Genomic DNA, 17,263 nt, shown 5'->3' with positions numbered 1-17,263 from the left:
CCCCCGCCTGATGGGCCCCCTGCGGGGCCCACTGCCAAAGCCCCGAGGCCCTGTGCACGTCAATGTGCCAGGGCCTTGAGTTTTTTCAGCACCTCTTCGGCCAGCAGGGCGTGGCCCCGGGGCGTGAAGTGGAAGTCGTCCGCATACAGAAAGCGATCGGCGGCATCGGGCTGCACCAGGGTCTCGGCAGAGCAGAAGACGGCGCTGGGCGAGGGCGTGGTGTTGCTGCACGCAGGGGTCTGCACATCGATCAGGCCATAGGTGCCGGGCTGGGCCAGCAGGCGTTCACCCAGCGGGCCCCAATCGACCCAGACCAGGCCGGGCGGCTGGCCCAGGGCCGCCTGCAGTCGCTGCTCGAAGCGCTGCGCCCACACGCGCACCTGGCGCCGCTGCTTCTCATCGAGCCAGCGCTGCGCAAAGGGGTTGCTGGAGAAGTCGAGCGCCAGCCCCAGCACCACCAGCGGCGCGCCATGTTGCAGCAGGCGCTGCACCTCGGCCGCCAGCGCGTCGGCCGCCTCGTCGACACCCGCCGTGGCCTGGGCCAGCGCCTCGGCTTCATCCTGCCCGGCTGGGCGCGACCAGAACGCGGCATCGAACTGGGCGTAGAGGTCATTGCCACCGGCGGCCAGCAGCACCAGTTCGTGGCTGCCCATCGGCCCCTGGGCCAACCGGGCCGAGATCTGGGCCCGCACCGGTGTCACGTCATCATTGCGGCCCAGGGCGCTCACACCGGGCAGCAGGGCCACGCGGGCGCCGCCCTCGGCGTAGTCGTTGCCCCCCACCACCTGGGCCTGGGGGCCGTCGCCGACCAGACGCCGGGGTTTCAGTGTCACCCCGTAGCGCGCCGCCACCACTTCGGCCCAGACCAGCCCGGGGTTGACCGTGAATTTGCCCGGCTTGGCGGCCTCGCCGGTCAAGGGGCCATAGGTACCGACATCGCTGAGGCTGTCGCCGAACACGGTGACCTGTTGCACGTGCAGGCCTGGGGCCGTGGGGGCATCGCTGCCGCCGCAGCTGCTCAGCAGCAGGGCCAGTGAGAGCCAGAGGCTCAGGCGGGGTGGGGTGGGTGTTGTCATGGTGCTGCCTCCTGGACACAGAAAGCAGCCACTCTAGGAAGGCCGGGCGGTCAGCCGGGCGCGCACCGGCTGGATGGTGGGCCCGGGAGGCACCGGCGGTGCCGCGGCCCCCGGTAACGGCTCAGAACGACTCCCAATCGCCCTCGGAGCTCTGGGCCGGTGCCGCAGCACTGATGCGGGGGGCAGGGGCCGGCGTTGACCTTGGCGCAGGCGCCGGCGCGCTGGCGGCCGTGCTGGGCAGGGCCTTGGCGGGTGCGGCGCTCACCCTGGGGGCCGGGGCGGGGCGGGGTGCGGCCGGGCGCGTGCTCGGTGCAGGCCGGGGGCGGGGCGCAGCGACCTCGCTGCCATGCACGCGGAAGCGGGCCACCACCTCGGTCAGGCGCATGGCCTGCTCACGCAGGCTGTCGGCGGCGGCGGCCGACTGCTCGACCAGGGCCGAGTTCTGCTGTGTCATCTGGTCGAGTTGGTTGACGGCGGTGTTCACCTGGGCGATGCCCTGGCTTTGCTCCGAGGTGGCGGCGCGGATCTCGCCGATGATGTCGGTCACACGCTGCACGCTGGCCACGATCTCGGTCATGGTGTTGCCGGCATTGCCCACCAGGCGGGTGCCGCTTTCCACCTTCTCGACCGAGGCGCCGATCAGCGACTTGATCTCCTTGGCCGCTTCGGCGCTGCGGCCGGCCAGGCTGCGCACCTCACCGGCCACCACGGCAAAGCCGCGGCCTTGCTCACCGGCCCGGGCGGCCTCCACCGCGGCGTTCAGGGCCAGGATGTTGGTCTGGAAGGCGATGCCGTCGATCACGCCGATGATGTCGGAGATCTTCTTGCTGCTGGTGTTGATCTCTTCCATGGTCGACACCACCTCCGACACCACCTGGCCACCGCGTTGCGCCACTTCGGCGGCCGAGTTGGCCATCTGGTTGGCGGTCTGGGCCGAGTCCGAGGTCTGTTGCACCGTGCTGGTCAGCTCTTCCATGCTGCCGGCCGCGGCCTGCAGGTTGCTGGCGGTCTGTTCGGTGCGTTGCGACAGGTCGGTGTTGCCCTGGGCGATCTCGCTCGAGGCGGTGGCGATGCTGTCGGTGGCCGAGCGCACCTCGGTCACCAGCCGGCGCAGTGACACCACCATGTGCTCCAGCACGTCGAGCAGCGAGCCGGCGGGCGAGGGCGGGATCTTCACGTCCAGATTGCCTTCGGCCACTTCCGACATGGCGGCGATGGCCACGGTCGGGTCGCCACCGATCTGCTGGATCACCGAGCGCGACACCATCGTGCCGATGCCGCCCACGGCCAGGATCACGAACGCCACGATGCCCAGGTTGAACAGCAGGGTGTCGCGCACCATCTGATCGACGTCGTCGGTGTACACGCCCGAGCCCACCATCCAGTTCCAGGCGTCCACGCGGATGGCATACAGCGTCTTGGGCACCAGGGTCTGCTGGCCCGGTCGCGCGAACTGGGTGGGCACGAAGGCGCGGCCGTCCTTGCTGGCGCGGATGGCGTCGGCCAGCAGCTTGATGATGTCGGTGCCGGTACCGTCCTTGATCTGGCCGGCCATGTCCTTGCCCTCCCATTCGGGCTTGATCGGGTGCATCACCCCCTTGCCGTCCAGGGTCCAGATGTAGAAGTACTCTGTCTTGCCTTCGGGGCCGCCGTAGCGCGACACGCGCAGTGCGTTCTTGGCCGCGGTCTGGGCGTCCTCGACCGAGAGGGCTCCGCTGGCCGCCTTGGCCTGGTAGGCGGCCACGATGCTGTAGGCCCCTTGCACGGCGGTGGTCAGCTGCTCCTGACGGGCGTCGATGATCATGCGCCGCTGCTGCAGCAGCGAGCCGATGGCCAGCACGGCGATTGCCAGCAGGGCCATGGACATCAGCAGCAGGATCTTGGTTTTGAAACTGAGTTTGTTCATGGTGGAGAGGGCTGAAGAATGAGGTGGTGGGTCGGCAGCGGCTTTCGGCCTGCCGTGCGTGCTTTACACACTGTTTCCACTTATTTTCAATGGGACATCCGGTGCTGGGGACTCGGGTCGGGCCATTAAGTAAAGACCCTATGATCTGGGTCATGGGTTGGCTTGACCTGTGTTCGTTGTGCGACCCAACACGGGGCTGCGGGGCGGCTTTTTCGCAGAGTCCGCAGATGGCGTCAGCGCTGGATCTGGCGCGGGGCGCCCGATGCCCCTGTCGCCCCCGAGGGGCACGGCCTCGCCTTAAAATGACACCATGCTGCAGCAACGAACCCTCAAGACCCTGACCCGCGCCGTGGGCGTCGGCCTGCACAGCGGGCAACGGGTCGAACTGACCCTGAGGCCTGCACAGCCTGACACCGGCATCGTCTTTCGCCGCATTGATCTGCCCGAGCCGGTGGACATCCCCATCACCGCGCAGGCGGTCACCGACACCCGGCTGGCCTCCACCATCTCGGCCGGTGGGGCCAAGGTGCACACGGTGGAGCATCTGATGTCGGCCTGCGCCGGCCTGGGCATCGACAACCTGTACGTGGACATCACCGCCGAAGAGGTGCCCATCCTCGACGGCTCTTCGGCCTCCTTCGTGTTTTTGCTGCAGAGTGCCGGCATCGAGTTGCAGAAGGCGCCGCGCCGCTTCATCCGCGTCAAGCATCCGGTGGAAGTGCGCGAGGGCGAGGGTGCCCAGACCAAATGGGCCCGCCTGACGCCTTACCACGGCTACAAGCTCAATTTCGAGATCGACTTCGGTCACCCCGCGGTCGATTCCACCGGCCAGTACGTGGCCTTTGACCTGGGCAGCGGCAACTACAGCCGTGATATCGCACGGGCCCGCACCTTCGGCTTCACGCGCGATTTCGAGATGCTGCGCTCCAATGGCCTGGCCCTGGGCGGCGGGCTGGACAACGCCATCGTGATGGACGACTACAAGGTGCTCAACAGCGATGGCCTGCGCTACGACGACGAGTTCGTCAAGCACAAGATCCTCGACGCCATGGGCGATCTGTACCTGATCGGCAAACCCCTGCTGGCCGAGTACACCGCCTTCCGCTCGGGCCATGCCATGAACAACCGGCTGCTGCGCGAACTGCTGGCCCACCCGGAGTGCTGGGACATGGTCACCTTCGAGGACGAGCGCCAGGCCCCCGCCGGTTTCGCCCAACCCGCCCGCGCCTGGTAGGCCCTGCATCTTCAGGCCTCACCCATGCTGCTGTTTCGCTGGTTGGTGCTGATGTTCTTGCTGGGCGCGGCGGTGTGCTTCGCCTTTTACGCCGGCACCGGTCAGCCCCGCTTCAAGCGTTGGGGCTGGACCGTGCTCAAGTGGACGCTGATCGCGGCCTTTGTCTTCTTTGCGGTGCTGATTCTCGAACGACTGGCCTGACGTCGACCTTCAGCGCCGCGTATACTTCGCGCTGCTCCGGGGTGCACCATGTGCTGAGACGGCGGCTGTTGGATCGAATCCGGCAGGCACGCTGAACCCGACGAACTTGATCCGGTTAATACCGGCGTAAGAAGAGCTGAACTTCAGGCCTCATGCCCTCTTTGCTGAGGGCGGCAGGCCGCAACACCCCCGGCGAGGGGGCTCGGTTGCAGGGTTCACTCCGGGGCTTTCAGTCAGCCTGCCGGAAAGGACCCACACCATGAACGCTCCCGATCTCCAAGCCCGCGAGAAATTCGCCGAGTTGCTGTCGCTCACCCGCGAACCCTTCCCCGCCTCCACCAAGGTCTATGAGACCGGTGCCCTGCACCCGGACCTGCGCGTGCCCATGCGCCGCATCGACCTGAGCAATGGCGAGCAGGTCACGGTGTACGACACCTCGGGCCCCTACACCGAGCCCAGCGCGGCCATCGATGTGCGCCGTGGCCTGCCCAGCGTGCGCGGCGAGTGGATTGCCCGCCGGGGCGACACCGAGACCTACGAAGGCCGGGCCCGCGTGGCCCTGGACGACGGCCAGAAGGGCGATGCCGAGGATGCCCGCCTGCAGGCCCTGCGCGACGAGGCCGCGGGCCTGCAGCGCCGCCCGATCCGTGCCAAGGCCGGCCGCAACGTGAGCCAGATGCACTACGCCCGCCAGGGCATCATCACGCCCGAGATGGAGTTTGTCGCCATCCGCGAGAACGGCCGCCGTGAATGGATGGCCCAGTACCTGGCCGACGAGGCGCGCGAAAAGCGCCTGCAGGGCAACCCCATGGGCGCGCTGATCCCGAAGATCATCACGCCCGAGTTCGTGCGCGACGAGGTGGCCCGCGGCCGCGCCATCATCCCGGCCAACATCAACCACCCCGAGGTCGAGCCCATGGCCATCGGGCGCAACTTCCTGGTCAAGATCAACGCCAACATCGGCAACTCGGCCGTCACCTCGAGCATCGAGGAAGAGGTTGAAAAACTCGTCTGGGCCATCCGCTGGGGCGCCGACAACGTGATGGACCTGTCCACCGGCCGCAACATCCACACCACGCGCGACTGGATCGTGCGCAACAGCCCGGTGCCCATCGGCACCGTGCCCATCTACCAGGCGCTGGAGAAGGTGGGCGGCGTGGCCGAAGACCTGACCTGGGAGATCTTCCGCGACACGCTGATCGAGCAGGCCGAGCAGGGCGTGGACTATTTCACCATCCACGCCGGCATCCGTCTGGCCCACATCCACCTGACGGCGAACCGCCGCACCGGCATCGTCTCGCGCGGGGGCTCGATCATGGCCAAGTGGTGCATCGCGCACCACAAGGAAAGCTTCTTGTACGAGCACTTCGAAGACATCTGCGACATCATGAAGGCCTACGACGTGAGCTTCTCGCTGGGCGACGGCCTGCGCCCGGGCTCGGGCTCGGATGCCAACGACGAAGCCCAGTTTGCCGAGCTGCACACCCTGGGCGAGCTGACCCAGGTGGCCTGGAAACACGATGTGCAGACCATGATCGAAGGCCCTGGCCACGTGCCCATGCACATGATCCAGGCCAACATGACCGAGCAGCTCAAGCACTGCCATGAGGCCCCGTTCTACACCCTGGGCCCGCTGACCATCGACATCGCCCCGGGCTACGACCACATCGCCAGCGCCATCGGCGCCGCCATGATCGGCTGGATGGGCACGGCCATGCTGTGCTACGTCACGCCCAAGGAGCACCTGGGCCTGCCCGACCGTGAAGACGTCAAGCAGGGCATCATCGCCTACAAGATCGCAGCCCACGCGGCCGACGTGGCCAAGGGCCACCCGGGTTCGCGCGCCCGCGACGATGCGCTGTCGCAGGCCCGTTTCGATTTCCGCTGGATGGACCAGTTCAACCTGAGCCTGGACCCCGACACGGCGCGCAACTTCCACGACGAGACCCTGCCCAAGGACTCGGCCAAGGTGGCGCACTTCTGCTCGATGTGCGGGCCCAAGTTCTGCTCGATGAAGATCACCCAGGAGGTGCGTGAATTTGCCGCCCAGGGCATGGCCGAGAAGTCCGACGAGTTCAAGCGCGGCGGGGGCGATCTCTACGTGCCGATCAAGCCGGTGGCCTGAGCACCCCGGCCCACGCCGGCCGGGAGCGGCCGGCGCTCAACGTTCTGCGGTGCGCTGCAGGACGAGCCGTGTCAGCGGCATGGTGAGGGTTTCGGGCTCCACCGGTTCGGTGTGGCCCTGCAGGTACACCATCAGGCGGCCACGCCGCAGCAGCACGTGGCTGACGGTCATGTCGCGGCCTTGCCATTCCACGCTGCTGCCCGGCTTGTAAAGGGCCAGCCGGTAGGTCACCGGCGGTACTGGAATGGCCGCCGCGGCGGCGCCAGCCGCCGGGCTCACCTGGGCAAGGGAAGGGGGGGCTGCTTCTGCCGCAGGCAGCTCGAAAGCCTCGTCAAGAGTGGAGAACATGGGTGATAGGGGGGCCAGTGCCGGCCGGCAAGAGGATCCCTGCCAGCGGTAGGTCGAGCGTAACCCACGTGGGCCTGTCAAAACCGTCGAGCAGACGGCCAATGCCCCCTCAATTTGCGTCCCGGTTCTGGGCCTCAGTAGCTGCGTCCGCTTTTGTACATCGCGTGGGTCTTGCGCTGCAGGGTGCCGCCGGCCTCGGTCAGCCGGCTCATGGCCTGGCCGGCATGGGCGTGGGTGATGGCCATGCCCAGGGCGTCGGCGGCATCGGTGCCCGGCAAGCCGGGCAGGCGCAGCAGACGCCGCACCATCTCCTGCACCTGCGACTTGGCGGCCCGTCCATGACCGACCACCGCTTTTTTCATCTGCAAGGCGGTGTATTCGGCCACCGGCAGGTCGCAGGACACCAGGGCCGTCACACAGGCGCCCCGGGCCTGGCCCAGCAGCAGGGTCGACTGGGGGTTGACGTTGACAAAGATGATCTCCACCGTGGCCACCTCGGGCTGGTAGCGGGCACTCACCTCACGGATGCCGTCGTACAGCACCTTCAGCCGCCCGGGCAGGTCGCCCAGGGCCAGATGGGTGGTCTTGATGGTGCCGCTGGCCACGTAGCCCAGTTGTGAGCCCTGCACGTCGATCACGCCAAAGCCGGTGGTCTGCAGACCGGGGTCGATGCCAAGAATTCTCATGAGGCCGCCAGTGTAGAGGGTCTCACCCAGGCCTTGGCCGGCCGCGCTTTGCCAAGCGCTGACACAGGCTCGCGGGGGCGGTTCGATCACAGATTTACAATCGAGATCGAATTTCTGATGAGGCACCCTTCATGAACTTGAGAGCAGCGCGTGCGCGCGCTGACGCGGGCCAGGTCACGCCGCAGCAACGCCTGCTGCTGCGTCTGGCTGCCCGTCACCGCCTGCGCTCGGCGGTGCATGCGCGCGGGCGCTGCTTCTCATGCTCATTGGATCTGGCGCTGGACGCCCACAAGCGGGGCTTGGCCGTCACCCTGCTGCGCTGGCGGGTGGTGGGCGAAGACGATTTCGTGGACCACTGGGCCGTGCGTTTTGACGATGCACAGGCCCTGGACCTGAGCAGTGTGCAGTTCGACCCGGCCGGTCGGTTGCTGCAGCCGATCGGCTTGTATCCCGAACAGTTCGTCGATCGCCGTGAATACCCGGCCAGCCTGTTCCTGCCCACCTACGCCCGTGTGGCCCTGCATCGGCGGGGGCGCCTGCCCCTCAGCTTTCTCAGTGCGGTGTGCAAGGCCATGTGGCGCCATGACCTCGGCTTGGCGCTGCGTCGGGGGGCCTTGATCGATGCGGCCGGGGTGAGCCTGCGCTATGCGGCGCGGCGCCTGGTGCTGGGCATCGAGCGTTGGCGCCGCAACCTCGAACGCCGCGAGCGCAGGCTGCGCGGCGAGCCGCCCACGGGCCAGACCATGTTGTGAGCGCCCCCTTCAGGGCAGGATCGAGTTGCCCATGCGGGCCTGGATCACGCTGCTGCGGCTGGCCAGGTAGGGCGAGTTGGGCAGTTGTTCGAAGTATTTGGGCCGCGGCAGCATCACGGCCAGCCGGGCCGCCTCGGCGGCGTTCAAGCGGGCCGCCGGCTTGCGGAAGTAGTGCTGGGCGGCCGCCTCGGCGCCAAACACCCCCTCACCCCATTCCACGCTGTTGAGGTAGACCTCCAGGATGCGCTGCTTGCTCAGAAAGGCCTCCAGCAGCAGCGTCAGCACCAGCTCCTGGGCCTTGCGCGGCAGCGTGCGTTCGCCCGAGAGCAGCAGGTTCTTGGCCAGTTGCTGGGTGATGGTGGAGCCGCCCACCACCTTGGGTGAGCGGGTCTTGCTGCCGTTGCCGGGGCGCAGGCCCTGCACGCGGGCCTCGGCCTGGGCGTTGCGTTTCCAGGCCTTCTGGATGGCCTCCCAGTCCACGCCATCGTGCTGGGTGAAGCCGTCATCCTCGGAGGCAATCACCGCCCGCTTGAGGTGATCCGAAATCTGGCCGTAGGGCACCCATTGCTGCTGCCAGCGCAGGTGCCCGGTCTCGCGCTGGATGCGCACCGCCTCGGAGCGCTGGAATGCGGTCGAGGCCGGGTCCAGCACGGTCAGGCTGGCCACCCGCAGCACAAAGAACAGCTCCAGTGCCAGCCAGGCCAGCAACAGACAGGCGCTCCAGCGCAGCAGGGCTTTCATGGCCTGGCGGTCCGGCTCAGAGTTGCTGGCGCAGTTCGGCCAGCACCTGGGCCGAGGGCGGGCGCACACCGCGCCACAGCGCAAAGGCCTCGGCCGCCTGTTCCACCAGCATGCCCAGGCCGTCGCGGCCCTGGGCCCCGTGGGCCTGTGCCCAGTCGAGAAAGCCCTGGGCGGCCGGCCCGTACATCATGTCCAGGGCCAGGCTGCCCGGGCGCAGCACGCTGGCCGGCACGGGCACCCCGGCGCCGCTCAGGCTGCTGGCGGTGGCATTGATCACCACGTCGAAGCTGCCCTGCAGGGCCTCCAGCGCCGGCGCATCCAGCGCCACGCCATGGCTCTGCGCCAGCGCCTGGTGGCGGGCCACCAGGGCCGTGGCCTTGTCGTGGGTGCGGTTGACCACGGTCAGGCGGGCCGGGCCCGCCTCCAGCAAAGGCCCCAGCACCCCGGCCGCGGCACCGCCGGCGCCGATCAGCAACAGCGCCTTGCCCCGCAGCGGCACGCCGGCGTTGTTCTGCAGGTCGTTGACCAGGCCGATGCCGTCGCTGTTGTCGGCATACAGCCCATCGGCGCGCAGGCTCAGCACATTGGCCGCACCGGCCAGCGCGGCCCGCGGGCTCAGCACCTTGGCCGCCTGGGCCGCCTCGAACTTGAAGGGCACGGTCACGTTGCAGCCTTTGCAGCCTTCGAGCTGCAGGCGGTGCAGGGTCTCGTGGAACTTGTCGAGCTCGACGAGCTGGCGCCCGTAGTGCAGGCTCTGGCCGGTCAGCTCGGCAAAACGGGTGTGGATCCAGGGCGAGCGGCTGTGTTCAACCGGGTTGCCCAACACGCAGTAATGATCTTGGCTCATAGGGATGGCGGGTGCCTGGGGCCCAGGCGGGTTTTGTCTCGGTGCGGGATTATCGGACGTTGGCTTCCAGGGTTTCGTCGCGGGTGAAGCGAAAGCGCGACACCACCACGATCTGGTCGGCCTGGCGTCGCATCGCCGGGCTGAAGTTGCCAAAAGGCTCGGCCGAGCGGGCAATGGCCTCGGCACGGCGGTCCAGGGTGCGGTTGCCCGAGCTTTGCACGATCTCGGTGGACAGCAGGCGGCCGCTGGCGTTGATGGTCAGCGTCATGGTGAGTTCGCCGTACAGCTTCTTGCCGTCTTTTTCGGGGAAGTTCTCGGTGCCCTTGTCTTCCACCTTGTGGCGCAGCTGGTCGTAGTAGGTGGCGTACACCTCTTCGCGGGTGGCCGGGCTGATGTAGCGCTTCTTGGGGCGCGCATTCTCTTCATTGATGCGCCGCTCGATCTCGGCCAGCAGCTTGAGCAACTGGCGGCGTTTTTCTTCCTGGGCCTGCTCCTGGGGCGTCAGGGTGCTGCGGTTCGGGTCCGGCCGGGGCAGGCTGGCAAGCTGCTGGTGCACGCTGGTCAGCATGCGGGCCTGCAGTTGCTCCAGCGCGGCCAGCTGGCGCTGGCTTTCTTCAAGGGTGTCGCCCACGCTGCTGAGCGCCGAGCTCGGCAAGGGCGAGGTGGCTCGGCCCCGGCTGGCCTCGCCCCCGCCGGCCAGGTTGGCCTGGGCGATGGCCGTGGGCCGCTCGGCCCGGGCATCCGACTTGGCGTTCACCAGAATCACCTCCAGCGGGGTGTCCTGGAACACCCGGTTGAAGGACTCGGGGTCGACGATGCGCAGCGTCAGCAGGCCGGCATGCACCAGCGCCGACACGGCCAGCGTGATCTGCAGGGTGCTGAGGTGGTGCAGGAAGGCGAGGGCGCGCACGGCTCGGGCGGGGCTGGATCAGGGATTCAGGCGGCGCTCGCTTCGCCCGCAGCGGGCTCTGCTTCGTTCACGTCCACGGCGATCGCGATCGGGCCGGCCACCGGCTCGTCGTCGCCCTCGTCCTCGTCGGCGCCGTCCAGCGGCAGCTCGGCATCGAGCCGCTCCACGATGGTGCCGCTGAGGTCGAGCGCGATCTCGTCGATCTCACCCAGCTTCACCCGCACCCGGGCGCCGCGCGGCAGGCTGCTCATGCCGTGGGCCGCCAGCACCAGGGGCAGGTCGTCGGCGCGCACCAGCACGCTGCCATTGGGGCCTTCCTTGAAGACGGCGGCCGTCAGCTCGGTGATGGCGTTCTGCTGCACGTACTTCAGCGTCCAGAAGCGCTCCATGCCGGCCTGGTAGCCGTTGTAGGCGCTGTAGGCTGCATCGAAGCCGCTGATGATCGAGAACAGCTCGGCATCCTTGGGCTTGAAGGGGGCCGCCAGGGCCGCCGTCTTGCCGTGGCGGGCGCAGGCAATGATCTGCCACTGGTTGACCAGGTCGGTGTAGCGGCGCAGGGGCGAGGTGCTCCAGGCATAGGCCTTGACCCCGATGCCCGCGTGCGGCTGGGCCTTGGTGCCCATGCGCACCTTCACGCCCGGCGCCAGGCTGGCCTGGCTGCGGTAGATGCCGGGCACGCCGCACTCGGCCAGCCACAGGCCCCAGTGGCTGTTGGCCAGGATCATGGCCTCGGCCACGATCAGGTCGAGCGGGGCGCCGCGCTGGCGCACGCTGATCTGCACGGTCTCCTGCCCGGTGGGTTCGGCGCCGTCGTTGCCGACCAGGCGGAAGTTGTAATCGGGCCGGTTGAAGGTTTCGGGCTTGCCGCGCACCACCTCACGGCGGGCCTTCAGGGTCTTGGCCAGGCGCCACAGAAAAGCCATGGTGGCGTGCGTCATGCCGCCGGGCAGTTCGGTCTGGCCCGGGTTGTCGCTCTCCATCCAGGCCTCGGTGACCACCTTGTCGAGCTGGTCGTGGCGCAGGTTGGCGGCGATGGGCACGCGTTCGAGCCTGGTTTCGCTGGCCTGGATCTCCAGGCTGGCCTCGTCAAAGCTCACGTACAGCGACACCGCCGGGCAGGCGCGGCCTTCGGCCAGGGTGTAGCGCTGCACCACCTCGTCGGGCAGCATGGTGATCTTGTAGCCCGGCATGTAGACGGTGGACAGGCGGTTGCGGGCCACCTGGTCGATCGGGGTGCCGGTCTGCAGGGCCAGGCCGGGCGCCGCGATGTGCACGCCCAGGGTCACCGTGCCGCTGCCCAGGCCCTGAACCGACAGCGCATCGTCGATTTCGGTGGTCTGCGAGTCGTCGATCGAGTAGGCCTGCACATTCGCCAGCGGCAGCTCGTCGGTGATGTCGGGGGCCTGCAGGGCCGGGAACCCCGTGCCCTTGGGGAAGTTGTCGAACAGAAAGCGCTTCCAGTGGAACTGGTAGGCCGAATCGATGGCGCCGGCCTGGCGCAGCAGGTCCAGCGGGGCCGTCTGGGTGGCGCGCGAGGCCTCGACCACCGCCTTGTACTCAGGCGCGTTCTTGTCGGGGCGGAACAGGATCTTGTAGAGCTGGTCGCGGATCGGCTGCGGGCATTCGCCCCGGCCCAGTTCGGCGGCCCAGTCGGCGATCTGCTGCAGCAGCAGCTTCTTCTTTTCGATGGCGGCCAGCGCCTGCTGCACGATCTCGGCCGGGGCCTTTTTGTAGCGGCCCTTGCCGGCGCGGCGGAAATAGTGCGGGGCCTCGTGCAGGCGGAACAGGGCCGCGGTCTGCTGCACCAGGGTGGCTTGTTCGCTGAAATAGTCGCGGGCCAGCTCGGCAAAGCCGAAGTCTTCTTCGGGCGCGAATTCCCAGGCCAGCTCCAGCTCGATGCCTTCGGCCGCGGCCTGGGCCTGGGCGATCAGCTCGGACGGGGCGGGCTTTTCAAATTTGAGCAGCAGGTTGGCGGCCTTGACCTTGACCCGCTTACCCGATTCCAGTTCCACCTGCAGGGAGCTATCGGCTTCCGACAGAATGCGTCCGGCCTGAAATTTGCCGGCTTCATCAAACAGTGCGTACATGCGCCGATTGTCCCCTAGACCAGATCCAGAAAACCCAGGACCTCATCGAGGTGGGCCGGAAAATCACTGAGCGCATGGTCGCCGCCCTCCAGCACATGCAGGCGCGCATGGGCGTAGCGGGCGCTCATCTCGCGCCAGTCCAGCACCTCGTCGCCCTTGGCGATCAGGGCCAGTTCGGGGCCCGGGGCACAGCGGCCTTCAGTGGCCATGGCCCGCAATTCGTCGACAAAACGAGGCTCGAAAAAGAAGCGCTGTTCGGGCTGGTGCCAGAAGGTCTGCTCGCCGATGTAGCGGGCCAGGTCGCGCGCCGGGTCCACCGCCGGGTTGATCAGCACCGAGGGGCAGCCCGTCTGGCGCGCCACCCACGAGGCGTAGAACCCGCCCAGCGACGAGCCCACCACCGCCATGCGGGCCTGGGGCCAGTCGCGCAGGCCCTCGCTCAGCAGCTCGGCGGCGGCGCGTGGCGAGGGCGGCAACTGGGGGCACCACCAGTGCACCTGGGGGTGCCGCTCGGCCACCGCCGCGGCCATCTGCCGGGCCTTGGCCGACTGCGGGGAGGATCGGAAACCGTGCAAATACAGCAGATGGGTTGTGCGGGGCATGGGCTGGATTGTGAAGCGGGTGGCTGGCTGGAGGCCGAACAGGCCGCCGAGGGCCGGGACGGGCTGAACGCTGGAGTTGGGCTGGCGCTTGGGGCTGAAGTTGGGGTTGCAGTTGAGGCCGGGGCCGGTCAACTGGCCCTAAACTGGGTGGCGTGGCCGGCGCTTGCCTGCCCGGCCCTGAAACGCCCCGATTCTTCTATTTTGCGACATGAGTGAGTCCCAGTCCGCTGCCCGCCCACCTGAGGCGGGGATCCTGCTGCCCCACGAGGCGGTGGCTGCCGCGCTGGCCTGGCCTCAGGCCCGCTGGGAGCAGGGCCTGGCCGAGACCCCCGAAGAAGGTGTGTTTGCCGCCGGGGTGCTGCTGGCCGAGATGCTCACCGGGACGGCCTCCGAGCAGCGCGCGGCCGGCCGTTCGCACGACGCACTGGAGCGCCGCTTTCAGGACCTGCCCGAAGACTGGGGGCGCAACCTCGACCCCCCTTTGCAGGCCCAGATCACCCGCGCCCTGCACCCTGAGCCCGAGCAGCGCTTTGCCGAGGTCAGTGAGTTTCAGGCCGCCTTGTCGGCCTGGGCCGGCACGGCGGCAGCCCGCACCCTCGAAACCCTGCTGGCGCGCATGCGCCGCCAGGGCGACTTTCCAGCCCTGGCCGATTCCATGGGGCGCATCCTGCAGGTGGCCGGCTCCGACGACCACAGCCTGGAAGACCTGGCGCGCGAGATCCTGCGCGACGTGGCCTTGACCCAGCAGCTGCTGCGGGTGGTCAACAGCGCGCAGTACGCCCAGGTCAGTGGCATGGTGACCACGGTGTCGCGCGCCGTGGGCCTGGTGGGCTTCAACGGCGTGCGCAACCTGGCTCTGAGCCTGAAGCTGCTGGAGCGCATGCCCGACCAGGCGCATGCGGGCCAGCTCAAGACCCAGTTTCTGCGGGCGCTGATGGCGGGCTCGCTGGCCAGCGAGCTGTGCGCCTCGCAGCACCTGCGCGAAGACGCCTTCTTGGCCGCGCTGTTCCAGAACCTGGGCCGCATGCTGCTGGGCTACTACTTTCCGGCCGAGGCGGTGCAAATGGAGCGGGCCGTGGCCGAGGGGCGCTTTTCGGGCGGCGAGGTCACGGCGGCTCTTCATTACCTGGGCCTGAGCCTGGAGGACTTCGGCTGCGGCGTGGCCCGCAGCTGGGGCCTGCCCAGCGATCTGCTGTATTGCATGCGCCGGCCCTTCGGGCGCCCGCCGGCCCGCCGCCCGCAGGCCGGGCGCGAGTATCTGCGCTGGTTGGCCGTGGCCGCCAACGACCTCACCGCCGCCCTGACCGGCCCCGACAACATCGAGCCGGCGCAGCGCCTCAAGACCGTCACCGACCGCTATGCCCGGGTGCTGGGCCTGGCGGCCGAAGATTTCCAGGAGGGCGTGATCCAGGCCCAGGCCCGCCTCAAGGGCATGGCCGACGCCCTGGGCTTTCCGGCCAGCCAGGCGCGCAGCTTCACCACACCCGTGCCGCAGTCCCTGGCGACGCCGGCTGCTGCGGTACCCGTGGCTGCAACGGCGCCTGCACAGCGGCCTGCACCTGCACCTGCGCCTGCGCCAGCGCCAGCGCCAGCGCCAGCGCCAGCGCCAGCGCCACCATCCGTGGCCGCGGCGCCCAAGCCAGCCGCTGCGCCCCCCACGGTGACCGCCCCAGGTGGGCGTGCCGAGCCCGCCTCGGCAGGCACTCATTCGCGGCCTGCCCCCCTGGGGCCAGCGGCCGGGCCTTCGTCGACCCAGGCGCGCACCAGCCGGCTGGGCCGCCAACACGAGGCCCTGCGCGCGCTGGAGCACACCCTGCAGACCTGGCTGGACGAGCCCGATGCGGCCCGCCAGGTGCCGCTGGCCGAGGGCTTGCGCAAGCTGGTCACCGGCCTGCATGGCGCGCTGGAGACCGATCGGGTGGTCTTCTGCCTGCGCGACCCCCAGGCCGCGGCCGTGTCGGCCCGCCTGGCCGTGGGCACGGGGGCGGCGCCGCTGCAGGCCGTGTTCCGCGTCGAGTTGGGCCTGGGGCAGGGCGGGGCGCTGGGCCAGGCCTGCCGCAGTGGCGAACTCACGGTGGTGCCCGATGTGGCGTCCGACCCGGTGCTGCGCCGGCAATTGCCCCCCTGGTTGTGCGATCCCGCACCGCCCGCCGCCTATTGGCTGCTGCCCTTGCGACATCGTGACCAGGTGTTTGCCCTGTTGTATGCCGACGCGGCCGAGCCCGGCACCTTGCTGATGGACCCGGGCTCGCGTGAGCTGCTGCGCCGGCTGGGCGGCCAACTGGTGCAGTTGTTCCGCCTGCGCCAGGCCCGGCCCGACAAGGCGGCCTGAGCGACTCTTCTGCTGGGGTCTGCTGGGGTCTGCCGTTGCGCGCAGAAGCCGTGCCGGCCGGTCTGACTTGCCGCTGGGCCGATAATCGCGCCATGTCCGCCGTCTTTGAAAAGCCGTCCCTGCGCCAGCGTCTGATGCCCTTGTTCCAGGGCTTTGACGGGCCCTTGGCGTTTGCCGTCTTCCTGCTGGTGTGCGCTGGCCTGCTCACCATGTACTCCTCCGGCTATGACCACGGCACGCGCTTTGTCGACCATGGGCGCAACATGATCCTGGCGGGCATGATCATGTTCGTGGTGGCCCAGGTACCGCCCCAGCGTTTGATGACCTTCGCCGTGCCCCTGTATGTGCTGGGGGTGTCGCTGCTGGTGGCCGTGGCCTTGTTCGGCCTCACCAAGAAGGGCGCACGGCGCTGGATCAACCTGGGGGTGGTCATCCAGCCCAGCGAAATCCTCAAGATCGCCATGCCGCTGATGCTGGCCTGGTGGTTCCAGCGCCGCGAGGGGCAGTTGCGCCCCCTCGACTTTCTGGTGGCCGGGCTGCTGCTGTTGCTGCCGGTGGGCCTGATCATGAAGCAGCCCGACCTGGGCACCTCGCTGCTGGTGCTGGCGGCGGGCCTGTCGGTGATCTTCTTTGCCGGCCTCAGCTGGCGCCTGATCCTGCCGCCGGTGCTGCTGGGCGTCATCGGCGTGGCCCTGATCGTGTGGTTCGAGCCCCGGCTGTGCGCCGATGGCATGCGCTGGCCGGTGCTGCACGACTACCAGCAGCAGCGCATCTGCACCCTGCTCGACCCCTCGCGCGACCCGCTGGGCAAGGGCTTTCACATCATCCAGGGCATGATCGCCATCGGCTCGGGGGGCGTGTTCGGCAAAGGCTTCATGGCCGGCACCCAGACCCACCTGGAGTTCATCCCCGAGCGCACCACCGACTTCATCTTTGCCGCCTTCTCGGAAGAGTTCGGCCTGATCGGCAACCTGTGTCTGATCGTGTCGTTTCTGTTCCTGGTCGGGCGTGGCCTGATGATCGCGCTGGAGGCGCCCACGCTGTTCTCGCGCCTGCTGGCCGGGGCCGTGTGCTGCATCTTCTTCACCTACGCCTTTGTGAACATGGGCATGGTGAGCGGCATCCTGCCCGTGGTGGGGGTGCCGCTGCCCTTCATCAGCTATGGCGGCACGGCCATGGTCACGCTGGGCATGGGGCTGGGGATTCTGATGTCCGTGGCCCGGGCCAAGCGCCTGGTACCCACCTGATGAATGTGGCCCCCACGGTCGTGCACTTCGTGTCACTCCCTGCCCCCCGAGGGGGCCGCAGGCCGCCTTGGGGCGGCCCGGCGCCGGCCTGGGCCCCCACGCTCCCTCACCTCGTGTGGTCGCACGTGCGGCCGCGAGACGCGGACGCTCTTCGCCCTGTCCAGCCCTG

At 68.6% G+C, this 17,263-nt stretch carries 15 protein-coding genes and 1 riboswitch; of the genes, 6 read left to right on the top strand and 9 right to left on the bottom strand.

Going from position 1 to position 17,263, the window contains the following annotated elements; translation table 11 throughout:
- Positions 1-59 precede the first annotated feature (59 nt).
- On the bottom strand, positions 60-1,076 hold the full coding sequence (locus L880_RS0114120; protein ID WP_027476229.1) for an SGNH/GDSL hydrolase family protein: 1,017 nt from the start codon (positions 1,074-1,076) through the stop codon (positions 60-62).
- A gap of 121 nt (positions 1,077-1,197) precedes the next feature.
- Entirely contained in the window at positions 1,198-2,982 is a 1,785-nt protein-coding gene (locus L880_RS0114115; protein ID WP_027476228.1) for a methyl-accepting chemotaxis protein, read from the bottom strand.
- 310 nt (positions 2,983-3,292) lie between these two features.
- On the opposite strand from L880_RS0114115, the gene lpxC reads away from it, so the two are divergent.
- From lpxC to thiC, 3 genes are all read left to right on the top strand, one after another.
- A complete protein-coding gene (gene lpxC, locus L880_RS0114110; RefSeq protein WP_027476227.1) occupies positions 3,293-4,216 on the top strand; it encodes a UDP-3-O-acyl-N-acetylglucosamine deacetylase in 924 nt (307 codons plus the stop codon).
- Between the two features lie 24 nt (positions 4,217-4,240).
- Positions 4,241-4,417 (top strand): hypothetical protein, encoded by a 177-nt coding sequence (locus L880_RS36045; RefSeq protein WP_169737761.1) that lies wholly within the window; start codon positions 4,241-4,243, stop codon positions 4,415-4,417.
- A gap of 27 nt (positions 4,418-4,444) precedes the next feature.
- Positions 4,445-4,567: riboswitch (TPP riboswitch) on the top strand.
- A 109-nt stretch (positions 4,568-4,676) separates the two neighbouring features.
- Positions 4,677-6,542: a phosphomethylpyrimidine synthase ThiC gene (gene thiC / locus L880_RS0114100; protein WP_027476226.1), complete on the top strand. Its 1,866-nt coding sequence runs from the start codon at positions 4,677-4,679 to the stop codon at positions 6,540-6,542.
- Between the two features lie 36 nt (positions 6,543-6,578).
- Here thiC and L880_RS36385 read toward each other — a convergent pair whose 3' ends face one another.
- Both L880_RS36385 and ruvC read right to left on the bottom strand, forming a co-directional pair.
- Positions 6,579-6,890, bottom strand: coding sequence for a hypothetical protein (locus L880_RS36385; RefSeq protein WP_245615150.1), 312 nt, complete (start codon positions 6,888-6,890; stop codon positions 6,579-6,581).
- 134 nt (positions 6,891-7,024) lie between these two features.
- A complete protein-coding gene (gene ruvC, locus L880_RS0114090) occupies positions 7,025-7,576 on the bottom strand; it encodes a crossover junction endodeoxyribonuclease RuvC (protein WP_027476225.1) in 552 nt (183 codons plus the stop codon).
- A 131-nt stretch (positions 7,577-7,707) separates the two neighbouring features.
- On the opposite strand from ruvC, the gene L880_RS0114085 reads away from it, so the two are divergent.
- Positions 7,708-8,328, top strand: coding sequence for a hypothetical protein (locus L880_RS0114085; RefSeq protein WP_027476224.1), 621 nt, complete (start codon positions 7,708-7,710; stop codon positions 8,326-8,328).
- A gap of 9 nt (positions 8,329-8,337) precedes the next feature.
- Here L880_RS0114085 and mtgA read toward each other — a convergent pair whose 3' ends face one another.
- From mtgA to L880_RS0114060, 5 genes are read right to left on the bottom strand one after another with little or no spacing between them, the layout of a single operon-like run.
- Positions 8,338-9,069: a monofunctional biosynthetic peptidoglycan transglycosylase gene (gene mtgA, locus L880_RS0114080; protein ID WP_027476223.1), complete on the bottom strand. Its 732-nt coding sequence runs from the start codon at positions 9,067-9,069 to the stop codon at positions 8,338-8,340.
- A gap of 16 nt (positions 9,070-9,085) precedes the next feature.
- Entirely contained in the window at positions 9,086-9,916 is an 831-nt protein-coding gene (aroE, locus tag L880_RS0114075) for a shikimate dehydrogenase (protein WP_027476222.1), read from the bottom strand.
- A gap of 49 nt (positions 9,917-9,965) precedes the next feature.
- Positions 9,966-10,826 (bottom strand): energy transducer TonB, encoded by an 861-nt coding sequence (locus tag L880_RS0114070; RefSeq protein ID WP_019574085.1) that lies wholly within the window; start codon positions 10,824-10,826, stop codon positions 9,966-9,968.
- Positions 10,827-10,852: 26 nt separating this feature from the next.
- On the bottom strand, positions 10,853-12,913 hold the full coding sequence (locus L880_RS0114065; RefSeq protein ID WP_027476221.1) for a ribonuclease catalytic domain-containing protein: 2,061 nt from the start codon (positions 12,911-12,913) through the stop codon (positions 10,853-10,855).
- Between the two features lie 14 nt (positions 12,914-12,927).
- Positions 12,928-13,515 (bottom strand): YqiA/YcfP family alpha/beta fold hydrolase, encoded by a 588-nt coding sequence (locus L880_RS0114060; RefSeq protein ID WP_027476220.1) that lies wholly within the window; start codon positions 13,513-13,515, stop codon positions 12,928-12,930.
- Between the two features lie 208 nt (positions 13,516-13,723).
- Here L880_RS0114060 and L880_RS0114055 point away from each other — a divergent pair, with 208 nt between their 5' ends.
- Together L880_RS0114055 and rodA are read left to right on the top strand one after the other, a co-directional pair.
- Entirely contained in the window at positions 13,724-15,847 is a 2,124-nt protein-coding gene (locus L880_RS0114055) for an HDOD domain-containing protein (RefSeq protein ID WP_027476219.1), read from the top strand.
- Positions 15,848-15,939: 92 nt separating this feature from the next.
- A complete protein-coding gene (gene rodA / locus L880_RS0114050) occupies positions 15,940-17,094 on the top strand; it encodes a rod shape-determining protein RodA (RefSeq protein WP_027476218.1) in 1,155 nt (384 codons plus the stop codon).
- Positions 17,095-17,263: the final 169 nt, after the last annotated feature.

This window comes from Curvibacter gracilis ATCC BAA-807 (assembly GCF_000518645.1).
Classification (GTDB): domain Bacteria; phylum Pseudomonadota; class Gammaproteobacteria; order Burkholderiales; family Burkholderiaceae_C; genus Curvibacter; species Curvibacter gracilis.
This window is presented reverse-complemented; position numbering and strand designations above follow the sequence as displayed.

Excerpts from the sequence above, each read along its gene's own strand:
- L880_RS0114120 (WP_027476229.1), bottom strand. The coding sequence starts at position 1,076 with ATGACAACACCCACCCCACCCCGCCTGAGCCTCTGGCTCTCACTGGCC.
- L880_RS0114115 (WP_027476228.1), bottom strand. The coding sequence starts at position 2,982 with ATGAACAAACTCAGTTTCAAAACCAAGATCCTGCTGCTGATGTCCATG.
- lpxC (WP_027476227.1), top strand. The coding sequence starts at position 3,293 with ATGCTGCAGCAACGAACCCTCAAGACCCTGACCCGCGCCGTGGGCGTC.
- L880_RS36045 (WP_169737761.1), top strand. The coding sequence starts at position 4,241 with ATGCTGCTGTTTCGCTGGTTGGTGCTGATGTTCTTGCTGGGCGCGGCG.
- thiC (WP_027476226.1), top strand. The coding sequence starts at position 4,677 with ATGAACGCTCCCGATCTCCAAGCCCGCGAGAAATTCGCCGAGTTGCTG.
- L880_RS36385 (WP_245615150.1), bottom strand. The coding sequence starts at position 6,890 with ATGTTCTCCACTCTTGACGAGGCTTTCGAGCTGCCTGCGGCAGAAGCA.
- ruvC (WP_027476225.1), bottom strand. The coding sequence starts at position 7,576 with ATGAGAATTCTTGGCATCGACCCCGGTCTGCAGACCACCGGCTTTGGC.
- L880_RS0114085 (WP_027476224.1), top strand. The coding sequence starts at position 7,708 with ATGAACTTGAGAGCAGCGCGTGCGCGCGCTGACGCGGGCCAGGTCACG.
- mtgA (WP_027476223.1), bottom strand. The coding sequence starts at position 9,069 with ATGAAAGCCCTGCTGCGCTGGAGCGCCTGTCTGTTGCTGGCCTGGCTG.
- aroE (WP_027476222.1), bottom strand. The coding sequence starts at position 9,916 with ATGAGCCAAGATCATTACTGCGTGTTGGGCAACCCGGTTGAACACAGC.
- L880_RS0114065 (WP_027476221.1), bottom strand. The coding sequence starts at position 12,913 with ATGTACGCACTGTTTGATGAAGCCGGCAAATTTCAGGCCGGACGCATT.
- L880_RS0114060 (WP_027476220.1), bottom strand. The coding sequence starts at position 13,515 with ATGCCCCGCACAACCCATCTGCTGTATTTGCACGGTTTCCGATCCTCC.
- L880_RS0114055 (WP_027476219.1), top strand. The coding sequence starts at position 13,724 with ATGAGTGAGTCCCAGTCCGCTGCCCGCCCACCTGAGGCGGGGATCCTG.
- rodA (WP_027476218.1), top strand. The coding sequence starts at position 15,940 with ATGTCCGCCGTCTTTGAAAAGCCGTCCCTGCGCCAGCGTCTGATGCCC.